At 60.3% G+C, this 4,230-nt stretch carries 5 protein-coding genes; 2 read left to right on the forward strand and 3 right to left on the reverse strand.

Annotation, left to right across the window (positions count from 1 at the left end):
* On the forward strand, positions 1–495 hold a 495-nt coding region (locus NW863_RS09505; RefSeq protein ID WP_414365956.1), incomplete at its 5' end, for a glycosyltransferase family 9 protein.
* Here NW863_RS09505 and rpaB read toward each other — a convergent pair.
* The 3 genes from rpaB to deoC all read right to left on the reverse strand — a co-directional run bounded on the left by rpaB (position 465) and on the right by deoC (position 3,246).
* Positions 465–1,196 (reverse strand): response regulator transcription factor RpaB, encoded by a 732-nt coding sequence (gene rpaB, locus NW863_RS09510; RefSeq protein WP_414365957.1) that lies wholly within the window; start codon positions 1,194–1,196, stop codon positions 465–467. The two genes, NW863_RS09505 and rpaB, sit on opposite strands and share 31 nt — an antisense overlap.
* A gap of 458 nt (positions 1,197–1,654) precedes the next feature.
* A complete protein-coding gene (gene recO / locus NW863_RS09515) occupies positions 1,655–2,548 on the reverse strand; it encodes a DNA repair protein RecO (RefSeq protein ID WP_414365958.1) in 894 nt (297 codons plus the stop codon).
* The gene (deoC, locus tag NW863_RS09520; RefSeq protein ID WP_414365959.1) at positions 2,545–3,246 is read right to left on the reverse strand and encodes a deoxyribose-phosphate aldolase; all 702 of its coding nucleotides are present in this window, start codon (positions 3,244–3,246) and stop codon (positions 2,545–2,547) included. The genes recO and deoC overlap by 4 nt, the downstream gene beginning before the upstream one ends.
* Positions 3,247–3,436: 190 nt before the next feature.
* Between deoC and NW863_RS09525 the strand changes: the two genes are divergently transcribed.
* Positions 3,437–4,230: transposase (locus NW863_RS09525; RefSeq protein WP_414365960.1), on the forward strand; the 794-nt coding region annotated here is incomplete at its 3' end.

The following is a 4,230-nucleotide window of genomic DNA, read 5'->3' on the forward strand; positions in this document are numbered from 1 at the left end:
TGGGCCAGTGGCCGCCGCGCCACCCCCGAACTCAACCGCGTGCAAAGGTTGAAAAGCTGTCCTCTCGACCTCCTGCTCCAGCACCTCCACTTGCCCGACGTGCAGTGGGTCAGCCTACAGGTGGGGGAAGATCTCAGCCAGTGGGCCCCCCTCTTGGAGCAGCACCAGGTGATGGAGCTGGGATCCCGTTTTCGCAGCTTTGTCGATACCGCTGCAGCGGTTGCTCAGTTGGATCTGGTGATCAGTGTCGATACCGCCGTGGCCCACTTGGCCGGGGCGATGGGCAAGCCAGTGTGGGTGCTGCTGCCCTTTGCCGCCGATTGGCGCTGGCTCCTCCAGCGGCAGGACAGCCCCTGGTACCCCGGCGTGATGCGCCTGTTCCGTCAAGAAGCTCGTGGCAACTGGGTTGGCCCGCTGCAGCAGATGCGGAGGGCTCTGGAAGAGCTGCTAAGGGGGATCCCGTCCTACTCCTCGCCTTTTGGAACGATGCGCTGAAACAGATAGCCGGTACCGCGGGCTGTCAGGATAAGCTCAGGGTTGCTCGGGTCATCCTCCAACTTGGCCCGCAGCCGCGAGATGTGGACATCCACCACCCGCGTATCCACGTGGCGCTCCGGCGTGTAGCCCCACACCTCTTGCAAAATCTCGGCGCGGGAAAACGGCTCCCCAGAGCGGCTGACCAGCAGCTCCAGCAAACTAAACTCCATCCCCGTCAGGCGGATGCGCTCGTCCCGCTTGTAAACCTGCCGCTTATTGGTATCGATGCGAATGTCCCCCACCTGAATCACCCCTGAGCTGGGGATCCCTTCATGGGACGACCGCGCCACCCGCCGCAGCACCGAACGAATGCGGGCCTCCAGCTCTTTGGGCGAAAACGGCTTAACCACATAGTCGTCTGCCCCCAGCTCCAGCCCGGTAATGCGGTCGGCCACGTCCCCCAACGCCGTAAGCATGATGATCGGGATGTCGGATTCTTTGCGCAACTCCTGGCAGACCCCGTAGCCATCCAGCTTCGGCATCATCACATCCAGCACCACCAGGTCAGGGTCCTGCTTGCGGAAAACCTCCAGCGCCTCCTCCCCATCGGAAGCAGTAACCACGTCGTACCCGATCATCGAGAGGCGAGTCTCCAAAATACGGCGGATGCTGGCCTCATCATCGACCACGAGAATCCGTTCTTTGCGCTGGGCTTCCACGGTGCTGCAACTCCTAAACTTCTAGATGAAAAGGATTGGAAAAAATTGAGGTGAGCGCGAACTCGAGGTGGTCAGACGCAGCCTCCTCAGGGGCTCCTTCTGGATGGGTGGACTTCCCCTGGGAACTGCAACGCTGCCAAACCCTTGTTTGTCGGCAACGGAAACCGCAATCCAAGGATGCAGCTCCAGAAAACAAACACCGAAGGCTCGCCCGGCACTCGATTCAATCTTGTTAAAAGCGCCAACTTCAACTTCACTTGCTCCTGCTCGGTAGCACAGGTGTGGCACTCCTCCCCAAACGCTACCGCGGTTGACTGGCGCCAAACCGAATCTGAGAAGCCTTCGTAAGAAGTTACTTTCTACCACCTAATCTATCATCCAGAAGCGGCTGCTAACCCGCCTTAACCCTCTATTGTGCGGCCATTTTGCCCGACTTGATACATACCTTCACAACTTCTTCAGGTTGCTGCCAAGCTTTCGGAATCCTCCTCAGAAAAAGCTGCTGCCGCAACTGGGGATCCCTGGCCATTTGAAGCAGGGAGGAGGGTTTCGGCAACAGGGACAGGGTAGCAACTGACGAGCAGACCGGCGGAACGGATTTCGCGGTCGGCATGCAGCTCCAAAACCCGCCGCAACAGACGTTCTGCCGCCAGCCAAGTTGCCAGAGGCAGCGCACGCTCGGCCAGCCGGGACAAGGTCGGGTTGGGCAGGGATCCTAAGGCCTGCAGGACGGAATGAGAGACCCAGGCAACTGGGCTGAGTCGCTGCGCCAGCCGACAAGGATCGCAGACCAGGCCGCCCACCTGGGGACAGAAGAAAACCTCGCCCACTAACTCTTTCCCACAGGAGTAGCAGGCTTGTACCGAGGGGGCAACCCCCCCCACCACTAAAAGGTGGTAGAGCCCATGGACAAGGAGCGGCAAAACGGCCTCTGTTGCAGGGGCCTGCTCGATGCGTTCCAGATGCTCCACCAGCAGCACAAACAGCTCTTCCTGAGGCTGGTTGGGCAGGGCCAGCAGCAAAGCCACCTCCGCCAGGTACTGGGCTGCTGTGAGGTGGGCCAGGCTGCGGCCCAGACGGGGAAAACTCTGCAGGGTTTCTGCCTGGGCGATGCGCTGGAGACGCCGCGAGGGATCCGTTTGGGCCAACCAACGCCCCCGCGCCACTAGCAGATCGTTGACGACAAAGGGCTCCATCCGTCCTCCCCACTTGGAAGGCTGCTTACGGGATCCCTTGGCCACCGCCCGAATCAAGCCCTGCTCGCGGGTCAAAATGGTAACGATCCGATCCGCCTCCCCCAGCGGTATCGCTTTGAGGTTAATGCCCGTCACCCGGTAGGTGACCCCACTCATGGGCCGTCAGCTCCTCTAGCCTGCAGCTCTCGCATCAGCTCCAGCCCCCAGGAGGTGCCGATGCGGCTTGCCCCCGCGGCGATCATCGCCTCCGCCTGCGCCACTGTGCGGATGCCGCCCGAAGCTTTGACTCCCACCCTGCCGCGGCTAAGCTGCCACAGCAGTTGCACATCGGCCAGTGTCGCCCCTCCCATCCAGCCGGTAGAGGTCATCAAGAAAGCGACTCCCGCGTCCATGCAGATCTCAGCGGCCAGCCTTTTCTCCTCGTCAGTGAGCTGGGCTGTCTCCAAAATGGCCTTGACGCACACCCCCGTCTCCTCCACAATTTGAGCAATCTCGGCGTGGAGGCGATCCAGCTCCCGCGCCTTGAGCCAGGCCAAATTGATGCGGACATCCAGCTCCTGGCACCCCTGCTCCGCCGCCAACTGGGCCTCGTAGAGCTTGACCTCCGCCGTGTTGGTGCCCAGGGGAAACCCCACCACGGTGCTCACCCGTACCCGAGCTCCGTGTAACCGCTCCACCGCCCGTGGCACGTAGCAGGGAGGCACGCAAAAAGTGGGGAAGCCATAGCGCAGAGCAATTTCACACCCCTGGTCGATCTTCTCTGGGGTCACCATCGGCAGCAGCAGAGTGTGGTCGATGTACTCCGCCAAGTTAATCGGGCCGTCTGCCAGGCCCTTGGGCTCCAGAGAGAGCATCAGTTGCCCGATTCCACAGCACTATCTCTACTCTAGCCCCAAAGATCCCGGAGAGCAGCCGCAGCAGCCAATCCCCTCTGCCCCTGAGATTTCAGCTAGAAACCGCAGGAGCCCCGCCCTGTACCCCCGTATACGGGGGGAGGGGGGCCGGTCAGGGCCAGGAGGAATGCAGAGGACGTATAGTTGCAACATGACCCAAGTTTTAACTGTCTCCTGCAAGCTCAAGGTATCTGCGTCGCAAGCCGCCAAGCTGGATGCGACTCTGGATGCCTTTGCACAAGCACTAAACTGGGTCAACCAAAACACACCAGAGAAGGTGGTCAACGCAGTCAAGCTTCAATCGCTCTGCTACCGCGAAATTCGTACCCGATTTGGGTTCTCCAGCAATAAGGACTCCGTCCCGCTAGCGCGAGTGGCACAGCAGGTAGGCAGGAGGCTAGCCGCTGCACGTAAGAGTGCCCAACAGAAAAACCGTTCAGTTAAAGCGTTTAAGGGCGGCTTTGTCACGTACGACGCTCGCATTTTCTCCTTCCGTGAGAGGGACTGGACAGTATCGCTGACCACCGTTGAGGGACGCGAACGCTTTGAGCTGGATGTTGGCTCCTACCAGCGCGGGATGCTGGCGGGTTCTCATCCCAAAGCAGCCACGTTGGTCAAACGCCAAGACGATTCCTACTTCACCCAGATTTGCGTGGAGTCTGAGGTACTGGAACCGCAGAACACCGCCAAGGCGATTGGCGTGGATTTGGGTAGGAGGGATATTGCGGATATTGCTCATACCTCTGAGGGGGACAACTGGAATGGACAGCAGTTGAACCAGGTCAGAGACCACTACTCCCGGTTGAGAGCGGTTCTCCAACGCAAAGCCAGTCAGGGCACACGCAGTTCTCGACGGAGATGTCGGCAACTGCTGCAACGGCTGTCTGGTCGGGAGAGACGCTTTCAAGCCTGGGTGAACCACTGCATCTCTACTCGCGTCAGCGG

The organism is Synechococcus sp. B60.1 (genome assembly GCF_047462555.1).
GTDB lineage: Bacteria > Cyanobacteriota > Cyanobacteriia > Thermostichales > Thermostichaceae > Thermostichus.

Excerpts from the sequence above, each read along its gene's own strand:
- deoC (WP_414365959.1), bottom strand. The coding sequence starts at position 3,246 with ATGCTCTCTCTGGAGCCCAAGGGCCTGGCAGACGGCCCGATTAACTTG.
- recO (WP_414365958.1), bottom strand. The coding sequence starts at position 2,548 with ATGAGTGGGGTCACCTACCGGGTGACGGGCATTAACCTCAAAGCGATA.